General features: G+C 73.5%; 14 protein-coding genes. 5 read left to right on the forward strand and 9 right to left on the reverse strand.

Annotation, left to right across the window (positions count from 1 at the left end):
* Positions 1–19 precede the first annotated feature (19 nt).
* Entirely contained in the window at positions 20–1453 is a 1434-nt protein-coding gene (locus IH50_RS0130385; protein WP_030869391.1) for a S28 family serine protease, read from the forward strand.
* Positions 1454–1469: 16 nt separating this feature from the next.
* Here the strand turns inward: IH50_RS0130385 and IH50_RS0130390 are convergent, their stop codons facing one another.
* From IH50_RS0130390 to IH50_RS0130400, 3 genes are all read right to left on the reverse strand, one after another.
* A complete protein-coding gene (locus IH50_RS0130390; RefSeq protein WP_051767508.1) occupies positions 1470–2111 on the reverse strand; it encodes a hypothetical protein in 642 nt (213 codons plus the stop codon).
* A gap of 145 nt (positions 2112–2256) precedes the next feature.
* Complete coding sequence (locus IH50_RS0130395) at positions 2257–4101, reverse strand: glycoside hydrolase family 3 protein (RefSeq protein WP_030869398.1); 1845 nt, start codon at positions 4099–4101, stop codon at positions 2257–2259.
* Between the two features lie 338 nt (positions 4102–4439).
* Entirely contained in the window at positions 4440–5357 is a 918-nt protein-coding gene (locus IH50_RS0130400) for a LysR family transcriptional regulator (RefSeq protein WP_030869400.1), read from the reverse strand.
* A 90-nt stretch (positions 5358–5447) separates the two neighbouring features.
* Between IH50_RS0130400 and IH50_RS0130405 the strand changes: the two genes are divergently transcribed.
* Entirely contained in the window at positions 5448–6365 is a 918-nt protein-coding gene (locus tag IH50_RS0130405; protein WP_051767507.1) for an EamA family transporter, read from the forward strand.
* A gap of 228 nt (positions 6366–6593) precedes the next feature.
* On the opposite strand, the gene IH50_RS0130410 is transcribed toward IH50_RS0130405, so the two are convergent.
* The 3 genes from IH50_RS0130410 to IH50_RS0130420 form a co-directional block, all read right to left on the reverse strand.
* Positions 6594–7832 carry an MFS transporter gene (locus IH50_RS0130410; protein WP_030869406.1) on the reverse strand — a complete coding sequence of 413 codons (1239 nt, stop codon included), beginning with the start codon at positions 7830–7832 and terminating at the stop codon, positions 6594–6596.
* A gap of 92 nt (positions 7833–7924) precedes the next feature.
* Positions 7925–8722, reverse strand: coding sequence for a sugar phosphate isomerase/epimerase family protein (locus IH50_RS0130415; RefSeq protein ID WP_030869409.1), 798 nt, complete (start codon positions 8720–8722; stop codon positions 7925–7927).
* 394 nt (positions 8723–9116) lie between these two features.
* Positions 9117–10163: a LacI family DNA-binding transcriptional regulator gene (locus IH50_RS0130420; protein ID WP_030869412.1), complete on the reverse strand. Its 1047-nt coding sequence runs from the start codon at positions 10161–10163 to the stop codon at positions 9117–9119.
* A gap of 243 nt (positions 10164–10406) precedes the next feature.
* Here IH50_RS0130420 and IH50_RS0130425 point away from each other — a divergent pair, with 243 nt between their 5' ends.
* From IH50_RS0130425 to IH50_RS0130435, 3 genes are read left to right on the forward strand one after another with little or no spacing between them, the layout of a single operon-like run.
* Complete coding sequence (locus IH50_RS0130425) at positions 10407–11558, forward strand: Gfo/Idh/MocA family protein (protein ID WP_030869414.1); 1152 nt, start codon at positions 10407–10409, stop codon at positions 11556–11558.
* Positions 11555–12712, forward strand: a complete 1158-nt coding sequence (locus IH50_RS0130430; protein ID WP_030869417.1) for a dihydrodipicolinate synthase family protein — start codon at positions 11555–11557, stop codon at positions 12710–12712. Before IH50_RS0130425 ends, IH50_RS0130430 begins: the two co-directional genes overlap by 4 nt.
* Before the next feature lie 32 nt (positions 12713–12744).
* Complete coding sequence (locus IH50_RS0130435) at positions 12745–13542, forward strand: sugar phosphate isomerase/epimerase family protein (protein WP_037873157.1); 798 nt, start codon at positions 12745–12747, stop codon at positions 13540–13542.
* Between the two features lie 179 nt (positions 13543–13721).
* On the opposite strand, the gene IH50_RS0130440 is transcribed toward IH50_RS0130435, so the two are convergent.
* The 3 genes from IH50_RS0130440 to IH50_RS0130455 form a co-directional block, all read right to left on the reverse strand.
* The gene (locus tag IH50_RS0130440) at positions 13722–15125 is read right to left on the reverse strand and encodes a DUF6177 family protein (RefSeq protein WP_030869421.1); all 1404 of its coding nucleotides are present in this window, start codon (positions 15123–15125) and stop codon (positions 13722–13724) included.
* Entirely contained in the window at positions 15122–19129 is a 4008-nt protein-coding gene (locus IH50_RS0130445; RefSeq protein WP_030869424.1) for a type VII secretion protein EccC, read from the reverse strand. Before IH50_RS0130445 ends, IH50_RS0130440 begins: the two co-directional genes overlap by 4 nt.
* A gap of 97 nt (positions 19130–19226) precedes the next feature.
* A partial coding sequence (locus tag IH50_RS0130455; RefSeq protein WP_030869426.1) for a hypothetical protein occupies positions 19227–20141 on the reverse strand: 915 nt, incomplete at its 5' end.

Here is a 20141-nt window from a genome sequence, read left to right on the forward strand (position 1 = left end):
GTCTCACAGGGGAGTGCGCATGCGCAAGGCGCTCAGATGGCTGCTGGCGCTCACGGTGCTCATAGGCACACTGAGCACGGCCGGGGCGGCCACCGCCGCCGAGCCGGAGGCCACCGGCACCACTGACATCAAGGAGAGACTGCTCTCCGTACCGGGCATGAGCCTGGTCGAGGAGAAGCCGTACACCGGGTACCGCTTCTTCGTCCTCAACTACACCCAGCCGGTCGACCACCGCAGGCCCTCCAAGGGCACGTTCCAGCAGCGGATCACCGTGCTGCACAAGGACACCGCGCGGCCCACCGTCTTCTACACCGGCGGCTACAGCGTCTCCACGACGCCGCGGCGCGCCGAGCCGACCCAGATCGTGGACGGCAACCAGGTCTCCATGGAGTACCGCTTCTTCACCCCGTCCCGGCCCGAGCCGGCCGACTGGTCGAAGCTGGACATCTGGCAGGCCGCCAGCGACCAGCACCGCATCTTCAAGGCGCTGAAGAAGATCTACTCCGAGAACTGGATCTCCACCGGCGGCTCCAAGGGCGGCATGACCGCCACCTACTACGAGCGCTTCTACCCGCGCGACATGGACGGCGTGGTCGCCTACGTCGCCCCCAACGACGTGGTGAACAAGGAGGACTCGGCCTACGACCGCTTCTTCCGCACCGTCGGCACCAAGGAGTGCCGCGACCGGCTGAACGCCGTACAGCGCGAGGCGCTGGTGCGCCGGACGCCACTGGAGAAGAAGTACGAGGCGTACGCCGCCGAGAACGGCTACACCTTCGACACCATCGGCAGCCTGGACCGCGCCTACGAGGCCGTCGTCCTCGACTACGTGTGGGGCTTCTGGCAGTACAGCACCCTCGCCGACTGCGAGCAGATCCCGGCGGACGCGAAGAACGCCACCGACGACGAGATCTGGACCTCGATCGACACGATCTCCGGGTTCTCGTTCTACACGGACCAGGGCCTGAGCCCGTACACGCCGTACTACTACCAGGCCGGTACGCAGATGGGCGCGCCGACCATCCACTTCCCGCACATCGAGAGGAAGTACGTCCGCTACGGCTACCAGCCGCCGCGCAACTTCGTGCCCCGCTCGATCGACATGGAGTTCGAGCCGTGGGTGATGCGGGACGTCGACTCCTGGGTCCGCCACCACGCGAACCACATGCTGTTCGTGTACGGCGAGAACGACCCGTGGGGCGCCGAGCCGTTCCGTGTCGGCAAGGGAGCGCGTGACTCGTACGTGTTCACCGCGCCCGGCATGAACCACGGTGCGAACGTGGCCGGTCTGGTCGCCGAGGAGAAGGCGCTGGCCACGGCCCGCATCCTGGACTGGGCGGACGTCGCCCCGAGCACGGTGCGGGAGAACCCGGCGGCGGCGAAGCCGCTGGCGAAGTTCGACGCCAGGCTGGACAAGCGGGACGTCGAGCAGGAGCGGACGCTGCGCCCGTGACGGGGGCGGGGCGGGACTACACCGGGCGGGCGCAGCCCACCGGTGACGTGCCGCCGAGCCGCACATAGAGGGCCGTGGACGCCGGGCACTCGGACCGGTCGTCCACGGCCCTCACCACCTTGAACTCCGGTTTCCGCTGCTCGCTGCCGTCGCACGCGGTCTCGCGGACCTTGCCGTCGCCCAGGTCGTAGACGCAGTCGCCGACGATGGTGCGCGGCCCGCCCCCGCCGCCCGGATCACCGGGGTGCGGCGGCTGGAGATGGCGCATGCAGGCGTAGCCGCGCGGCACCGCGCCGTCGCCGTCCTCGTCGGAGGAGGGGCGCCGCTCGCTGATGTGCAGCACGAAGTCGGTGGTGGCCGGGCAGCGCGGCCCGTCGCGCACGGTCCCGTCGTGACGGGCGACGACCCGGGCCGCCGCCCGTTCGCTCGTGCAGGACACCTCGGTGAAACTGGTCCGGCCGAAGGAACTGCACTCGTCGATCGCGAGGAACACCGCCCCGTACCCGGACTGCCGGGCCGGGGCCGGCGACGCCGTACGCCGCCCGTCCGGCCCGCCCTCCTTCCCGGCGCCGCCCGGCGCGCCCTGACAGCCGGTGAGCAGCACCGCGACCGCCGCCGCGAACGCGGCGCGCGTCCCCCACCCACTTCGCACGTGCATCGTCATCCCCCCGGACACCCCCGTCCAGCGTGACCCGGTCCGCCGGGGCACGCCAGACATGTGGTGCGCTTTCACCACATCGGGGAAGGCGCGTCGGATGTGTGACGTACGCGCGCTACGTCCGGCAGGGGGGCGCCGTGTGCGCCTAGTACCTCAGCCCGTGTCCGACCGGGTACAGCACCGTCGCCGGGTCGTCCGCCCGCTGCACCGGCACCGGCAGCGTGCCGCGCGGGTTCACCTTGCCCGCGATCACCCGTGCCGCCGCCCGCAGTTCGACGTCGGTCCAGGAGTACGTCGCCAGACACGCCGTCACGCCGGGCAGGTGGGCCACGTCGTAGGGGTTGCGGACCGCGACCGCGACCACCGGCCTCCCGGTCGCCAGCAGCCGCTCGACCAGCGTCTTCTGGCTGCCGGCCGCCGTGACGTTGTACGTCCCCACGACGACCGCGTCCGCGTCCCGGGCCGCCTCCACCGCCCCGGCGATGACGGCGGCGGACGGCGCGGTGCCGGTGGACAGGGCGGTGGCGGTGAAGCCCAGCTCGGTCAGGGCGTCCGCGAGGACGGTGGTCGGCGGTCCCGTCGTGCCGGACGGGGAGGCCGGATCGGCGCCGACCACCAGCAGCTTCCGCTGCCTGCGCCGGGACAGCGGCAGCAGGCCGCCCTCGTTGACCAGCAGGGTGGTGGTGCGTTCGGCGATCCGGTCGGCGGCGGCCAGGTGTGCACGGGTGCCGACGGTGCGGTCGACTCCGGCGTGCGAGACGTACGGGTCCTCGAACAGGCCCAGCCTCGCCTTCAGCCGCAGCACCCGCAGGACCGACTCGTCGAGCCGCTCCTCGGTCAGCTCACCGTCGCGCACGGCGTTCAGCACCGCGTTCCAGGCGACGTCCAGGGACGGCGGGTTGAGCAACTGGTCCACGCCCGCCTTCAGCGCCAGCACCGGTACCCGGTCGTCGCCGTACTTCGTGCGGACGCCCTCCATGCCGAGGGAGTCGGTGACCACGACCCCGTCGTAGCCCAGCTCCTCGCGCAGGATGCCGGTGAGGATGGGGCGGGAGAGCGTGGCCGGGTCCTCGGAGGCGTCGAGGGCCGGGACGACGATGTGCGCGGTCATGATGGAGTCGATGCCCGCGGCGACGGCGGCCCGGAACGGCGGCGCGTCCAGCTCCTCCCACTGCTCGCGGGTGTGGTGGATGTACGGCAGCTCGGCGTGGCTGTCGGTGACCGTGTCGCCGTGCCCGGGGAAGTGCTTGGCCGTCGAGGCGACGCGGGACGACTCGTAGCCCTCGACCTCCGCCGCGACGAGGCCCGCGACCGCCTCCGGGTCGGAGCCGAAGGAACGGACGCCGATGACGGGGTTGGCCGGATCGACGTTGACGTCGGCCACCGGGGAGTAGTTCTGGCGGATGCCCAGGGCGCGCAGTTCGCGGCCCGCGATCCGGCCGAGGGTGCGGGCGTCGGAGCGGGAGCCGCCCGCGCCGACGGCCATCGCGCCGGGGAAGAGGGTGGCGGGCTCGCCCACGCGGGCCACGATGCCGTGCTCCTGGTCGGTGGAGATCAGCACGGGCAGCCCGCGCTCCAGACCGAGGGACGCCTTCTGGATGCCGTTGGACAGGTCCGCGATCTGGTGCGGGTCGCGGGTGTTGTGCGCCCAGGCGAAGTAGATGATGCCGCCGACCCGGTACCTGGCGAGCAGTTCGGCGGCCGTGCGGACGCCGATCTCCTCCAGGTTGGCGTCGACGTCGGCCTGGTCCGGGTCGGTGGCGGAGTGGCCGTAGACCCGCATCACGAAGAGCTGGCCGACCTTCTCCTCCAGCGTCATACGGGAGACGAGGGCGCGCAGCCTTCTGTCGTCGTGCGCGGACCGGCCGCCGGCCGCGTGGACGGTGCCGCCGGCCGTGAGGGCGGTGGTGACGCCCGCCGTCGCGGCGAGGACGGTACGTCTGGACGGACGTGCGGTGCTTCCCGTGCTTCCGGTGCTGCTGTCGGGCACGTGCGCTCCTTTGGAAGGTGATCCGCGGGGGACCGGGGATCCGCTTGAAGGAAACTGCCGGAAGGCCACCAATATCCGGGAAGTTTCTGCCAGTCAAGGGCGTGCGCGGCAACCGGGAGGGGCCGTCATCGGCGCAAAGGGAGGGGGCGCGCCGATGACGGCGTGCTGCCGGCCGCGGCACGGCGGAGAGGGGTGGTCAGCGATCGCAGCCAGCAGCGAGGGCCGACACCGCGCCACGGAGACTCGTCCGGCAGCCGCACATGGGACGGACGGAGGCGGGGACGGGTTCCCCGGCCGGACCGGATTCCCCGAAATCGGGACCGGGGGGCCGGACGGGGTCAGCGGGGCGAGTGCGCCGACACCTCGGGCCAGTGCCCGCACAGCGTGCGGACGGTCTCCGCGATCGCCGGGCGACGGGCCGCCCCGGTGCGCCACAGCGCGTACAGCCGTCGTACGGGCATCGGGTCCAGCGGCACCTCCACCACCCCGGCGGGCAGCGGGCCGCGCCCCAGCCGGGGGATCAGCGCGATACCGAGCCCGGCCGCGACCAGGGCGACCAGGGTCGGGTTCTCGTCGGCCTGGTGGACGATCTCCGGCTCGTGCCCGGCCGCGCGCAGGGTGCGCACCAGCCACTCGTGACAGACCCGCCCCGGCGGCTGGCAGATCCACCGCTCACCGCCCAGCTCCTCCCGCCGTACCGCCGTACGCCCCGCGAACCGGTGCCCCTCGGGCACCAGCAGATCGCACAGGTCGTCACCGATGACCGCCTGCTCCACGCCGGCCGGGGCGGGCAGCGGCGCGATGTCCCAGTCGTGCGCGACGACGAGGTCGACCGCGCCCTTGGCGACCAGGTCCACGGAGAGATGGGGGTCGATCTCGGTGAGCCGCGTGTCGAGCGCGGGATGACGGCGGGCCAGGTCGGCCAGGACGGGCGGCATCAGCCCGCGGGCCGCCGACGCGAACGCGGCGACGGTCAGCCGCCCGGCCGGCACCCCGCGCCGCTCCTCCAGCTCGGTCTCCGCCCGCTCCACGATGGCGAGCAGCTCCCGCGCGGCACGCACGAGCTGATGCGCCTCGTCGGTCAGCCGCACACCCCGGCCCTCCCGCTCCAGCAGCACCGTCCGCGTCTCCCGCTCCAGCTTGGCGATCTGCTGGGAGACGGCGGACGAGGTGTAGCCGAGCGCCACGGCGGCGGCACCGACGGTGCCGTGGACGGAGACGGCGTGCAGGGCGCGCAGCCGCTGGAGGTCGAGCATGACGGCTCCCCGATCGGTTAGCGATGCTTCATCCAACCATGCAGGAATCATCGCTGGTGCTGAAGTGTGGTGGGCGGTGATCCTCGACGTATGCGACCTTCCCACCTGTTCCTCGCCGTCCTCGTCACCGCCGTGTGGGGAGTGAACTTCACCGTCATCGAGGTCGGGCTCGGCCACTTCCCGCCGCTGCTCTTCTCCGCCCTGCGCTTCCTGGTGGCGGCGCTGCCCGCGGTGTTCCTCGTGGGGCGGCCCAAGGTGGCGTGGAAGTGGATCGTGGGGGTGGGGCTGGCGCTGGGGGTGGCCAAGTTCGGACTGCTGTTCGTCGGCATGGACGCGGGGATGCCGGGCGGGCTGTCCTCGCTGGTGCTCCAGATCCAGGCGGTGTTCACCGCCCTGTTCGCCTTCGCGCTCCTCGGCGAACGCCCCTCACGCGTACGGCTGGTGGGCATGGCGGTGGCGCTGGCCGGGATCGGCGTGGCCGCGGTCGACGAGGGCACCTCCGGGCCGCTGCTCGGCTTCGCCCTGGTCGTCGCGGCGGCGGCCTGCTGGGGCGTCTCCAACATCCTCACCCGCAAGGCGGCACCCCCCGACGCCCTGAACTTCATGATCTGGGTGAGCACCGTGCCGGTGCTGCCGCTGCTCGCACTGTCACTGTTGCTGGAGGGCCCGTCGCGGGACCTGGACGCGCTGCGCGGCCTGGACTGGCAGGGCGCGGGCACGGTGCTCTTCGTCGCCTGGGTCGCCACGGTGTTCGGCTTCGGCGCCTGGGGGTGGCTGCTGCGCCGTCACCCCGCCTCCACGGTCGCGCCCTTCTCCCTGCTGGTCCCGGTCTTCGGCATGTCGTCGGCCGCGCTGTTCCTGGGCGAGTCGGTGACCCCGCTGCGGTGGTGCGCGGCGGCCCTGCTGGTGGGCGGGGTGGCGCTGGCGTCGGTGACCTGGCGCCGACCGGCGGCGAAGCCCGCTGCACGGGCGGAGACCCGCACGGAAGCCTCCCCGGCCGGCGGATGAGAAGGACCGGACGACCGCACACGGATCTCGCTCTGGAGGGCCCGGCCCTCGAGCACCCCTCAGGGACGCGGGCCTGTGACATGTGCGGCTCCACCGCGCGGAAGCAAAGAGGGGCGCGGGGCTGTGACATATGCGGCTCCGCCGCGTGGGCGCGACCCACCACGACGTACCCGCACCCGCACCCGCCCCACGACACCACCACCCCGAGCCTTCCAGCCCCCCGGAGGGTCAGGGCGCCTCCGGCGCGGGAGCCCCCTCCCGCAACTCCGGCGTGCTCACGCCGACGTACACCACCGCCACCACACACAGCACCCCGCCCACCACCAGCGCCGCCGCCCCGGACGTCGCCCCGGCCACCAGCCCCGCCCGCATGTTGCCGAGGTGCGGCCCCGCCTGCCCGACGATCTGCTCCGCGGCCGTGACCCGGCCCAGCAAAGCATCAGGCGTACGGGTCTGCACGATCGTGGTGCGGGAGAGCACCGAGAGCGCGTCGGCCCCACCGGCCACGACCAGCAGCCCCAGACCGACCCAGGGGCTGCTCATGACCCCGAACGAGGCCAGCGCGGCACCCCACACACCGGCCCCGCACAGCATCACGAGGCCGGGACGGCCCAGATGGGTCACCGCCCCGGACAGCGCCGACGCCAGCACACCGCCGATCGCGACCGCCGACAGGAACAGGCCCAGCGTGCGCGGGTCACCGCCGAACCGTTCGTCGTTGATCAGCGGGAACAGGCTGACCGGCATCGACAGGACGGTGGCGGCGAGGTCGGTGACGAGCGCGCCGCGCACCACCCGGTGGCCGGCCAGGAAGCGCAGCCCGTCCAGCACCCCGCGCAGCCCGGCACGGGACGGCTCGCCCTCGGGCGGCAGCGCGGGCAGACCGAACGCGCCGTAGAAGGACAGCAGGAAGCTCAGCGCGTCGAGCAGATAGCAGACGCCGATGCCGAACCAGCCGAGCAGCAGGCCCCCGAGCGCGGGGCCGACGAACATCATCGCCTGACCGGTGACCTGGTAGAGCGCGAGTCCGGAGGCCACCTGCTCCTTGGGCAGCAGCCGGGGCACGAACACACCGGCCGCCGGACCGCCGACCGCCGCGCAGGCGGACTGGGCGGCGACCAGGGCGAGCACACCGCCCACCGGCACGTTCCCGGTGAACCCCTGGACCGCCAGCAGCAGCGAGCAGACCGCCTGGCCGACCGTCGCGGCCAGGAAGATCCGGCGCCGGTCGCCCCGGTCGGCCCAGGCCCCGGCGAACAGTCCGAAGCAGACCAGCGGCAGCGCCTGCGCGAGACCCACCGCGCCGCTCCAGGCCGCGCTGTGCGTCATCTCCCAGACCTGGTACATGACGGTGACCATGGTCATGAAGCCGCCGAGCGCGGACACCGTCCGCCCGATCAGCAGGCGCCTGAAGACCGGTGAGGTACGCAGGGGACGCACGTCGATCAGCGTGCGGGACAGGCTCATGAGGGCAGGACGGCGGGGCGGGGCACGGGCTGAGGCACGGCGGGGACGCTATCCGGCCGCCGCCCGCCCCGGCCAGTGGTTTTCCCGTCCGGTCAGGCCGATTCGCCGAGCAGCCGGGCCAGGTGTTCCCGGCCGGGGGTGAGCAGGCCGGGCAGCGGGGCGGCGTCGGCGTACCAGCGCTTCTCGTACTCCCAGCAGAGCCAGCCGTCCCAGTCGTGCCGGGAGAGGACCTCCACGCAGTCGGTCAGCGGGAGGACACCGGCGCCGAGCGGGAGCGGGGTCGTGTCGTCGGCGGAGGCGATGTCCTTGACCTGGACGTAGCCGAGGTGCGGGGAGAGGGCCGCGTAGCTCTCGGCGGGCTGTTCACCGCCGAGCCAGGTGTGCATCACGTCCCACAGCGCCCCCACCTGACGGTGGCCGACCAGGCCGAGGACCCTGATCGCGTCGGCGCCGGTACGGTGCGAGTCGTGGGTCTCCAGCAGGATCCGTACGCCGAGGTCGGCGGCGTACTCGGCGGCCGTGCCCAGCCGGCGGGCGGCCGTCGCGTCCGCTTCCTCGGGACTCTGCTCGCCGCCGCCGGGGAAGACCCGGACGAAGGGGGCGCCGAGGTCCCGGGCGAGGTCGAGGAGGGCGCGGATCTCGGCGAGGACGGGTTCGTCCTCGCCGGGCGCGGCGACCCGGGCGTACCCGGCGAGCCCCAGGATCTCGACGCCGGCCGCCTTGAACCCGGCGGCCGCGTCGGCGCGTTCGGCGGGGCCGAGCCCCGGATGGACGGGTTCCTCGGGGTGGGCGCGCAGCTCGACACCGTGGTAGCCGTGCGTGGTCGCGAGGCCCAGCACGTCGGTGAGGGGCAGCCCGGGAACGCCGAGGGTGGAGAACGCCAGCTTCATGCAACCGGACCCTACCCGCGCCACCCGGACCGACTCCTCTCCCTCACCGTGGTGTCGGCGTCACGGATCCGCAGGGGTTCACCGCGCAGTTCCCCGCGCCCCTGAGGAGGTGCCCGCGCCGGAGTCACGAAGAATCCGGCGAACAGCCCCCACGACCCGCACTCGACAACGCACCTTTCCAGGGGCGCGGGGAACTGCGCGAATCCCCCGACGAAGCCGCACCTTTCCAGGGGCGCGGGGAACTGCGCGAAACCCCGACGAAGCCGCACCTTTCCAGGGGCGCGGGGAACTGCGCGAAACCCCGACGAACCCGCACCTTTCCAGGGGCGCGGGGAACTGCGCGAAACCCCCGACGAACCCGCACCGGCGGTGCAGCCCCCGGACCGAGGTCCGATCAGTCCCGCGGCCCCGCCGTGGACCCCCGCACCATCAACTCCCCCCGCACCGACGCGATCCCCCCGTGCGGCGCCTCCTCCCGCCCCATGGCGATCCGCCCCGCCCGGGCCCCCGCCTCCGCCAACGGCAACCGCACCGTCGTCAGCGCCGGCACCGCGTCGATGCTGAACGGCAGATCGTCGAACCCGGCCACCGACACGTCGTCCGGAATCCGCAGCCCCGACTCCCGCAGCGCCGCGCACGCCCCCAGCGCGACGGAGTCGTTCGCCGCGACCACGGCCGTCAACGACGGATCACGCCGCAGGAGTTCGAGCGTCGCCTCGTACCCCGACCGCCGGTCGTACCGGCCGTGCACGGTCCACCGCGGGTCCTCCTCGATGCGGTGCGCGGCCAGCGCGTCCCGGTGGCCCTCGAGCCGGTGCCGCGTCGTGGTCCGCTCCACGGGCCCCGCGATGTACCCCAGCCGCCGGTGCCCCAGCCCGATCAGGTGCTCGGTGAGTTCCCGCCCGCCGCCCCGGTTGTCGAAGGTCAGCGCGATCGCCCCGGCCTCCGCCGCCGGCGGCCGGCCGCACAGCACCACCCGGGTCCCGGCGTCCGTCAGCTTCCGCAGCTTCGCGTCCATGGCCGCCTTGTGCGGCGCGTCCTCGATCGCGCCGCCGGTCAGCACCACCGCCGCCGCCCGCTGCCGCTGGAGCAGGGTGAGATAGGTCAGTTCGCGTTCGGGCGAGCCGCCCGTGTTGCACACGACCGCGAGTCTCTCCCCGCCCGCGCGCCCGCCCGGCCCGCCGATCTCCGCCTGGATCGCGCTCGCCATGATCCCGAAGAACGGGTCGGCGATGTCGTTCACCAGGATGCCCACCAGGTCGGAGGTGGCGGCGGCGAGCGCGCTCGCGGGACCGTTGAGGACGTAGTCCAGCTCGTCCACGGCCTTCAGCACCCGTTCACGGGTGGACGCGGCCACGGGATAGTTCCCGTTGAGCACGCGCGACACCGTCGCGGGGGAGACCTGTGCGCGAGCCGCCACGTCCGCCAGGGTCACCGTCATGTCTCGTCCTCCGCCTCGCGCGTTCGCCGTACGCCGTCGTACACATCCACGCCCACACCCGTGGTTCCGAGCAGACCCTACGGCCATCCGCGCGGTTGTTCGCCCCCTCGAACAAGTCCGGTTCGCCGCGGTCTTGTCCGCACCGCCGTCCAGAGGCTAGCTTCTCTCTACATAGAAAGCGCTTGCTGTCACGCTCACCAGTGGGGCGTACGCGGCGCGCGAACCGCGTACGAAGGGAATGACGTGACACGCAAGACGGTGCGTATCGCCATGAACGGCGTGACCGGGCGCATGGGCTACCGCCAGCACCTCGTCCGCTCCATCCTGGCCCTGCGCGAGCAGGGCGGCCTCGACCTCGGTGACGGCACCGTGCTGTGGCCGGAGCCGGTCCTGGTCGGCCGCCGCGAGCACGCGCTGAAGGCGCTGGCCGAACGGCACGGACTCGAGCACATCTCCACGGACCTGGACGCCGTCCTCGCCGACGACGGCGTCGACATCTACTTCGACGCCCAGGTCACCTCGGCCCGCGAGGAGGCGATCAGGAAGGCGATCGCCGCCGGCAAGCACGTCTACACCGAGAAGCCCACCGCCACCGGCCTCGACGGCGCCCTGGAACTCGCCCGCCTGGCGAACGCGGCCGGTATCAAGCACGGCGTCGTCCAGGACAAGCTCTTCCTCCCCGGCCTGCTCAAGCTGAAGCGCCTCATCGACGGCGGCTTCTTCGGCCGGATCCTGTCCGTGCGCGGCGAGTTCGGCTACTGGGTCTTCGAGGGCGACTGGCAGGAGGCCCAGCGCCCGTCCTGGAACTACCGCAGCGAGGACGGCGGCGGCATCGTCGTCGACATGTTCCCGCACTGGGAGTACGTGCTGCACGAGCTGTTCGGCCGCGTGAAGTCCGTCCAGGCCCTCACCGCCACCCACATCCCGCAGCGCTGGGACGAGAACGGCAAGCCCTACGACGCCACCGCCGACGACGCCGCCTACGGCGTCTTCGAACTCGACGGCGGCGTCATCGCCCAGATCAACTCCTCCTGGGCGGTCCGCGTCCACCGCGACGAACTCGTCGAGTTCCAGGTCGACGGCACCGAGGGCTCCGCCGTCGCCGGGCTGCGCACCTGCCGCGTCCAGCACCGCTCCGCCACCCCCAAGCCGGTCTGGAACCCGGACATCCCCGCCACCGAGGTCTTCCGCGACCAGTGGCAGGAGGTCCCGGACAACGGCGCGTTCGACAACGGCTTCAAGGCCCAGTGGGAGCTGTTCCTGCGCCACGTCTACGCCGACGCCCCCTACCACTGGGACCTGCTGGCCGGCGCCCGCGGCGTCCAGCTCGCCGAACTGGGCCTGAGGTCCTCCGCCGAGGGCCGCCGCCTCGACGTCCCGGAGATCGCGCTGTGACCCTCCACCTCCCCGACGCGCACGGCACCCTGCGCGCCTACGAGCCCCGCACCGAGCCCCTCGCCACCACCCCCGGGTCCCCCTTCACCTCCCGTACAGTCTTCTCGGCCGCGCACGTCGTCGCCGACCCGTACGCCGACACCACCCCCGACTCACCGGCCGCCGTCGACTGGGACGCCACCCTCGCCTTCCGCCGCCACCTGTGGTCGCACGGGCTGGGCGTCGCCGAGGCCATGGACACCGCCCAGCGCGGCATGGGCCTGGACTGGGCGGGCGCGGCCGAGCTGATCCGCCGCTCCGCCGCCGAGGCGAAGGCCGTCGGCGGCCGCATCGCCTGCGGCGTGGGAACGGACCAGCTCACCGCTCCCACCGCCACCCTCGCCGAGGTCCGCGCGGCCTACGAGGAACAGCTCGCGCTCGTCGAGGAGTCCGGCGCGCAGGCCATCCTGATGGCGTCCCGCGCCCTGACCGCGACGGCGCGGGGCCCGGAGGACTACCTGGAGGTCTACGGCCACCTGCTCCGCCAGGCCGCCGAGCCGGTGATCCTGCACTGGCTGGGCCCGATGTTCGACCCGGCGCTCGAGGGCTACTGGGGCTCCTCCGACCTCGACGCGGCCACCGGCACCTTCCTGGAGGTCATCGCCGCCCACCCCGACAAGGTCGACGGCATCAAGGTCTCCCTCCTCGACGCCCGGCGCGAGGTCGACCTGCGCCGCCGCCTGCCGCAGGGCGTGCGCTGCTACACCGGCGACGACTTCCACTACCCCGAGCTGATCGCCGGCGACGACCAGGGCTTCAGCCACGCCCTGCTCGGCATCTTCGACCCGCTCGGCCCGCTCGCGGCGGAGGCGGTCCGCGTCCTCGACACCGGGAACACGGAGGGCTTCCGCGCCCTCCTCGACCCCACCGTCGCGCTCTCCCGCCACCTCTTCCAGGCCCCCACCCGCTTCTACAAGACGGGCGTGGTCTTCCTCGCCTGGCTGGCCGGCCACCAGTCCCACTTCACGATGGTCGGCGGCCTGCAGTCGGCGCGCTCCCTGCCGCACTTCGCCCGCGCCTACGAACTCGCCGACGGTCTCGGCCTGTTCCCCGACCCGAAGCTCGCCGAGGACCGCATGAGGACCCTGCTCAACCTGTACGGAGTGACCCCGTGACCGCCGATCTCACCCGCTTCAGCATCAACCAGATGACGGTCAGGCAGCTCTCGCTGCCGGACCTCGTCGACGCCTGCCGGGACCTGGGCGTCCCGGGCGTCGGCCTGTGGCGCGAGCCCGTCCAGGCGTACGGCGTGGAGGCGGCCGCGAAACTGGTCCGCGACGCGGGCCTGACGGTGACGACCCTGTGCCGGGGCGGCTTCCTCACCGCGACCGACCCCGGCGAGCGGGCCGCCGCCCTGGCGGACAACCGCCGCGCCGTCGACGAGGCGGCAACCCTCGGCACCGACACCCTGGTCCTGGTCTCGGGCGGCCTCCCGGCCGGCTCCAAGGACCTGCGCGCCGCCCGCGAGCGCATCGCCGACGCACTCGCCGAACTCGGCCCCTACGCCGAGGAACACGGGGTGAGACTGGCCATCGAGCCGCTGCACCCCATGTTCGCCTCCGACCGGTGCGTGGTCTCGACGCTCGCCCAGGCCCTGGACCTCGCGGAACGCTTCCCCGCCCACCAGGTCGGCGTCACGGTCGACACGTACCACATCTGGTGGGACGACCTGGCCCCCGCGCAGATCGCCCGCGCGGGCGCCCAGGGCCGCATCCACACCTTCCAGCTCGCCGACTGGACCACCCCGCTGCCCGAGGGCGTCCTCAACGGCCGCGGCCAGATCGGCGACGGCGCGGTCGACATGCGGGAGTGGAAGGGCTACGTGGAGGCGGCCGGCTACACCGGCCCCATCGAGGTCGAACTCTTCAACGACGCCCTGTGGTCCCGCGACGGCCGCGAGGTCCTCGCCGAGACGGCGGCACGGTTCGTGGAGCACGCGGGCTAGGAGCCGCGCGGCGTCCCGGGTCTTGTGCGGGGCCCGGGTGCCGCCCGAGCGGTGTCCCGGGCTCTGTGCACGGCCCGGGCGCCGCGTCGGGGCGCGGGGCGCGGGGCACGGGGCACGGGAGAAGCTCTGGGGAGAGGTCCTCCCGTGCCCTGGCGTCCCGTCCCGCGCGGAGCGCACCGTCAGGCCTCCGCACCCGGCACACCGGCCCGCAGATGCGCCGCCAGGCGGTGCAGCTCGACGAGGGCACCGGCGTCCGACCCGTCCCCCAGCGGGTAGTGCAGGGCCGGTTCGGACGCGGGCCCCAGGACGACGGGCCGTACCTCGACGGGCGGGCGACGGGCATGGGTGAGGCCGATGCCCCGTACGTCCCGCGCGCCCAGGGTGAAGGCGACCGGGACGGGAGGGGCCTGGAGCACGGGTCCCGTGGTGAGGTCACGGGAGGCCCGCCGCACCGAGGCCAGCATCGTCGTCAGGCCGTGCTCCGCGACGAGCACCCCGGCGAGCGGGGCGATCGCCTCCAGGGGCGGTTCCTCACCCTCCCCGTATCCGAGGACGAGCGTCACGTCCTGCTCGACCCCGGCGGTCGTCCGCGTGACCCGGATCCACGCCAGCGCGGGCCGGTCGGGGTGCCCCGTCACGATCAGATGGGTCGGTTCGGGGGCCCGGTCACGGGCCAGACCGGTCAGCCGGCGCGGCGACCAGGGCAGGTTGACGGGTTCCGCGGTGCCCCAGCCGGCCGGCGCCGAGCCGGTGAGCGCGCGCCAGGCGGTCTCGAGCCCTTCGCCCAGGACGGCGTCCTCGTGCGCGGGGAGCGTCGTACGGAACGCCACGACGAGCTGCCGGTCACCCGACGGGGACGTCCGGCCGAACGCCTCGGCGACCGGGGCCGTGCCGTCCGCCCCGGGCACGGGCGCGAACGTCCCCTCCCGCCAGCGCAGCACCGCCCCGGACAGCCCGTCGTAGTAGCCCTGATCCGGGTCCTGGACGACCCAGCGGTTGGGCACCTGGAGGAGGGTGGCACGGGCCGGGGCACTGAGCCGGACGTGCGGCGGGGTGACGATCTGCAGGGCACGGCCCGACTCGGAGGTGCCGCGCAGCACCTCGGAGAGCCAGGTGGTCAGGGCCAGGACCGGCCGGTCGGCCAGGACGACGGACGTGCTGTCGGTGAGGACGTCCACGACCGGTTGTCCGTCGTCCGGCGCGACGGCCGCGCGCACGTCCACGACCTCGGTGCTCGGCGCCGGCCCGGGCCAGGTGCTGCCGCCCAGCAGCAGGGCGAGCCGCCCGCACACGGATCCCGCCAGCCGCTCGGCCTCGGGCACGGCGCCGGAGGCCCGGACCTCGGTCCACCAGAAGGGCACGGGCACGTCCCGTCCGAGCAGCCGTTCGGCCTCCCCGGGGACCTGGACCAGCAGCGGGGCCTCCACGGACACGAGGGGCCTGCCGTCCGGGGCGCACAGCCGCAGCACGGCGCCTTCGGAGCCGGCGGTCACGCCCGTCTCGGGGCCGCCCGCGTACAGGCCGGCCAGCAGGGCCCAGGTGTCCGGCATCCTCGGGGTGAGGGCGATGACGTCCTTGGTCACGACTTCTCCTCTCCGGCTCCGGTCAGCGCGGTCTGGACGAGCCGGTGGTTCCGGCCGCGGCGGACCAGGGTGCCGCGGCCGGGTGGCTGCCGGGAGGCGTACAGGCCGGGGAAGAGCTGCCCCTCGGTGCGGTCGCCGGTCATCACCAGGGCGGTGGCGCCCGTCTCGCGCAGTGTGGTCAGGAGCGGTTCGTACAGCGCGCGGGAGGCTCCCGCGGTGCGGCGCGCCAGCACGAAGTGCAGGCCGATGTCCTGCGCGGAGGACACGTACGGCAGGAAGGGCGCGAGGGGCTGTTGCCCGGCGGTGGTGAGGATGTCGTAGTCGTCGACGAGGATGACGATCCGCGGGCCCCGGAAGGCGGGTTCGCCGGTCTCGGGTGCGTCCGGGTCGGCGGTCTCCGGCATCCGCTTCCGGAGTTCGGCGGCGATGCCCGTGGAGAGGGCGGAGGCGAGCGTGGCGTTGTGGGCGTAGCCGCCCCGGTACGGTTCCGGGACGACGCCGCGCAGGCCGCGACGGGGGTCGAAGACACCGAAGACCAGCTCGTCGTCGGAGTACCGTTCGACGAGCCCGGCGACGATCAGCTTCAGCAGGTTCGTCTTGCCGCACTCGTTGTCGCCGAGGACCAGCAGGTGCTGGTCGGCGCCGAAGAGGTCGAGCAGCACGGGGGCGAGGGCGTCCTGGTCGAGGCCGACCGGTATCCGCCGCGGTTCGGTGGCCGGCGAGGGCAGCCGGGTCGCCGGCAGCCGGGCCGGCAGCACCCGCACCGGGGCGGCGGGCTCGCCGTGCCAGGTGGCGCGGACCGTCCGGGCCGCCTCGTCCAGGGCCGGGCCCAGGTCACCGGTCGTGGGCGAGCCGTCGATACGGGGCAGGGCGGCCTGCGCGAACAGTTTGCCGTCGGTCAGCACCCGGCCGGGAACGTCCGGCGAGAGGGTCTCGGAGAGCTTGCGGTCGACGGAGGAGTCGGCGGGGTCGTTCAGGCGCAGCTCGACGCGGGTGCCGAAGAGCGACTGGGTGGCGATGCGGACGTCGTTCCAGCGCAGCATGCCCGCCACCACGTGGATGCCGTAGCCGCCGCCCCGCTTCAGCAGATCGGCGACCGGCTCGTCGAGGTCGGCGAAGTCGTCGCGCAGCGCGCCGAAACCGTCGACCACGAGGACGACGTCGGTGGAGCCGAGCTGCGGCAGCCGGCCCTGGGCGCGGAGCCGGCGGAGCTGGTCGACGGAGTCGATGCCGTGCTCGCGGAAGACCGTCTCGCGCTCGGTGAGCATGGCGCGCACCTCGGCGACCGTACGGGCCGCGCGTTCCCGGTCGGCCCGGCCGGCGACCCCGCCGACGTGCGGCAGGGCGGCCAGCGCCGACAGGCCGCCGCCGACCAGGTCCAGGCCGTACACGGCGACGTCGCGGGGCGTGTGGGTGACCGCCAGGGACAGCACCAGGGTCCGCAGCAGCGTGGTCTTGCCGGACTGGGGGCCGCCGATCACGGCCACGTGACCGCCGGCCGTGGTCAGGTCCAGCACCCACTGGCCCTGCCATTGCCGGGCCGGGTCGTCGAGCACGCCGAGCGGCACCCGCATACCGTCCGTGGCACGTGCCAGACGCAGCCCGTGCTCGGAGACCCGGGCCGGTCCGGCGACCGCGTCCAGGGTGACGGCGTCCGGCAGCGGGGGCAGCCAGATGCGGCGCACGGCGGGCGCGGCGCCGGCGAGCCGGCCGACCATCAGGGACAGGACGGCCGGGCCGGTCTCCCGGCGGGTGGCGGCGGGTTCCTCCTCCGGCTCCTCGGTCCGCCCCGCGGTGTTGTACGCCGGGTAGGGCAGGGCGAGCGGCTCCTCGTCCCGCTGCTCGAGCACCGCGGGGCCGTGGTGGACGCCGGAGACGTACCCGGCCTTGAACCGTTCGTAGGTGGAGGTGTCGACCTTCAGATAGCCGAATCCGGGCAGGGGCGGCAGATGGAAGGCGTCGGTGGTGTCGAGGACCGTGCGGGACTCGTCGGCGGAGAAGGTGCGCAGGCCCAGCCGGTACGACAGGTAGGTGTCCAGGCCCTTGAGCCTGCCGCCCTCGATGCGCTGGCTGGACAGCAGCAGATGGACGCCGATGGAGCGGCCGATGCGTCCGATGGACAGGAACAGGTCGATGAAGTCCGGCTTCGCGGTGAGGAGTTCGCCGAACTCGTCGATGACGACGAACAGGTGCGGGAGCGGTTCGAGGTCCGGCTTCTCCGTCGCGCGCAGTGCGGCGTAGTGACCGATGTCGGCGACGTTCCCGGCGTCCTTCAGGACCTGCTGGCGGCGCTTGACCTCGCCGGCGAGGCTGGTGTGGACGCGCTCGACGAGCCCGGCCTGATTCTCCAGGTTGGTGATCGTCCCGGCGGTGTGCGGGAGTTCGGCGAAGGGGGCGAACGTGGCACCGCCCTTGTAGTCGACCAGGACGAGCGCCAGGTCCTCGGGGGAGTGGGTGGTGGCCAGGGCGAGGACGAGGGTGCGCAGGAGCTCGCTCTTGCCGGAACCGGTCGCGCCCACGCACAGTCCGTGCGGACCCATACCGAGCTGGGACGACTCCTTCAGATCCAGCAGAACCGGCTCGTGCCGGTCCGTCAGCCCGATGGGCACGCGGAGGAAGTCCCGTTCGCTGCGGGGCTTCCACAGGGCGGGCAGGTCGAGGTCGGCGGGGTCGGCGATGCCGAGGAGCGCGGGGAAGTCGACCGGCCCGGTGACGGGGCTTCCCTCGGCGACGGACTCCGGGGACAGCCGCAGTGGGGCCAGCAGCCGGGCGACGCCCTCCGCCCCGGCCGCGGTGACCGGGTCGACGGTGCCCTCGGCGGTGCCCGGCGCGGAGGCGTCCCCGGCGGCGGAACCGCGCAGGTCCTCGACGACCGCCCGCTCGCCGTGGACGGTGATGCGCACGCTCACCTCGTCCGGCTCGTGGACCTGCTCCTGGAGGAGGTGCACCACGGTGACCCCCATGTCCGGCAGCCCGACCGCCGAGTCCGGGCGGGGGAGTTCGGCGGCCGGCTCACCGTGGGCGTCGACGACCACCAGCAGCCGGTCCGCCAGCCGCAACGCGTTCCGGTCGGCCAGGCCACGCCGTACCTCCGCCGCGTACGCGGACCGCCGGCCCAGCTCGTGCCGCAACCGTTGGGCCAGCTGCCGCACCTCGGGCGCGATACGACGGGCGGCCACCGGACCGTCGTGCGCCCGCGGATCCAGTACGTGGGGCAGCCACTTCGCCCACTCCCACTCGGCCAGCCGCTCGCCGGGCACGGCCAGGGCGAGCGCGACGTCGTCCGGAGCGTGCGTCACCGCGGTCTGCACCAGCAGCGCCCGGGCGACCCGCAGGACGTCCTCCCGGTCACCGACGACGCTGACGTTCCCGGCGCGGTCCAACGGAACCGTCAAGGGCACGTCGGTGGCCGTCGCGAACCGGCGTTGCAGGGCGCGCGCCTCGTTGAGCATGAACGGGTCCGGCGGCGTCAGCACCCCGCCGGCGCCGCTCTGCTGGATCGCCGGCTCCTGCACGGGTACGTCACCGAGACCGACCCGCACCCGCAGGAAGTCGGCGTCCCGGCGGCGTCGTTCCCACAGCCGGGCGGGGTCCCGCACCAGGTCGTACAGTGCGTCCGGCGGCGGATTCAGCTCCCGCTCCGCGTCCCGCAGCCGGCGCTCCGCGGCGCCGAGCTCCTCCCGCAGCTCCTCCAGGTACTCCAGGTAGCGTTCACGCTGCGTGCGCCGGGTGCGCTGCGCCTTGCCCCGCTGCGACAGGAACAGCGCCACCGCACCGAGCAGCGCGAAGACCAGCACGACCGCGCCCACCACCGCGAACCGGCTGTTGCGGACCACGGTCATCATGATCACGGATCCCATGACGCCGGCCATCGGCAGCAGCGCGGTGGCCGCGTTGCCGATCTTCCCCTCGGGCAGGTTGGGCGGCGCCTCGACCGTACGGGGCCGGGCGGGTTCCAGGGGGCGGGTGCTGCGGGCGGGCCGGTGGACGATTCTCAGGGTCACGGGCGGACTTCTCCGGAGCGGGTCGTGACGGAAAGGGGGGAGCGGGTCGTGGAGGAGGGGCGGGGCGGGTACGGGCCGGGGCGCGTCGGCCGGATACTCAGCGCACCCTCACCGCGCGCTCCATCACCTCGGCGGCCAGTCGCAGGGCGGCCTGCCGCGTGGTGTGTGCCAGGAGGTCGGTGCGGATGGGGCCGCCACCGGCCAGATGACGGTCGTACGGCACGGTGACGACGGTGACACCGGCCTCCTTGAGGTGCCCGGCGGCCGTCTTGTCGTCGAGGAGCGTGTCGGGGGTGTTCGACACCAGCGCCACGACCGTCGTGGCCAGGGCGGAGTGCGGCAACCGGGCCAGCCAGTCCAGTACCTGGCGGGTGGCGCCGACGCCCTCCGCGGTGGACGGCGCGACCACCACCCGGGCGTGCGCGGTGTCCATGGCCGTACGGGCCACCTCGCCGGGGAGCGTCTCGCAGTCGACCACGCTCACGGCGAAGTAGCGGCGCAGCGCCAGCGTCACCTTGCGGTACGACACCATGTCGAGCGGCGGACCGACCTGACCCCGGCTCGCGGGCAGCAGCCAGCCGCCGTCCGACACCGGCACCAAGTAACCTGTCACGTCCGTCAGTTGCATGGACGGGTGGAGGATCGGTGCGAGATCGGCGAGCGTCCAGCGCACCGCCTCCGCACCCATGCGCACCGGCAGGGTGCCCAGCGCGGCATCCGCCTCCAGTGTGAGCACCGGGTCGTGCCGGTAGTGGTTGAGGGTGCGCCCGAGCAACGCGGAGACGGTGGACTTGCCGACACCGCCACGGATGGAGGTGACGGCCACCACCCGGCCCGTGGTGACGGGCTGCTGCAACTCGCGGGCGATCCTGGTCTGTTCGGCGACGTCCTGGGCCACGGACGAGGTGAGCTTGCGCAGGGCCCGCCCCGTGCGCCGGGTCACGGAGTCGCCGTGCGGGGGGCGTTTCAGGGCGAGGAGGAGACGGGGGTCGAGGGTGGGGGAGGACTCGGG

This window comes from Streptomyces sp. NRRL S-37, assembly GCF_000721605.1.
GTDB lineage: Bacteria > Actinomycetota > Actinomycetes > Streptomycetales > Streptomycetaceae > Streptomyces.